1 pseudogene is annotated in these 421 nt (G+C 24.0%); it reads right to left on the bottom strand.

Annotation, left to right across the window (positions count from 1 at the left end):
* Nucleotides 1-273: 273 nt before the first annotated feature.
* Nucleotides 274-421, bottom strand: a pseudogene (locus DU473_RS08300) (methyl-accepting chemotaxis protein); the annotation flags it as partial.

Raw genomic sequence — 421 nt, 5'->3', positions numbered from 1 at the left:
GGGTTAGTTTGAGAAAAATTTTATTATTTTGTGGTTGTGGTTTACAAAAATCTATGAAATTATAAACTCTCTTGAAATAGATTATTACTTAATATACTTAATATACTTAATATACTTAATATACTTATTTTACTTAATATACTGAATTCAATCTAATATTTTTTAATACTCCAAAATTAAAGCTAAGAGATGGTTTATTTGGGTAAAAATTCTCTCTAGCTATAACATTAGTTCAATTATCCAATACCAAAGAGCTAAAGGCTCTTTGGTATATTAAAATCTTTTTTTCTTTATATCATCAAGTATATTACTTGCTATATCACTTACTGTATTAGAAATAAGTGCTGATTCATTTGCAATCTCAACATTATCTTTAGTAGTTTGATCTATGTGAGCTACACTTTCATTGATTTGAGTAATA

The sequence above is a fragment of the Campylobacter novaezeelandiae genome, assembly GCF_004323845.1.
Taxonomy (GTDB): Bacteria; Campylobacterota; Campylobacteria; order Campylobacterales; family Campylobacteraceae; genus Campylobacter_D; species Campylobacter_D novaezeelandiae.
Note: the sequence above shows the minus strand (reverse complement) of the source record. Positions and strands in the feature narration are given on the sequence as shown.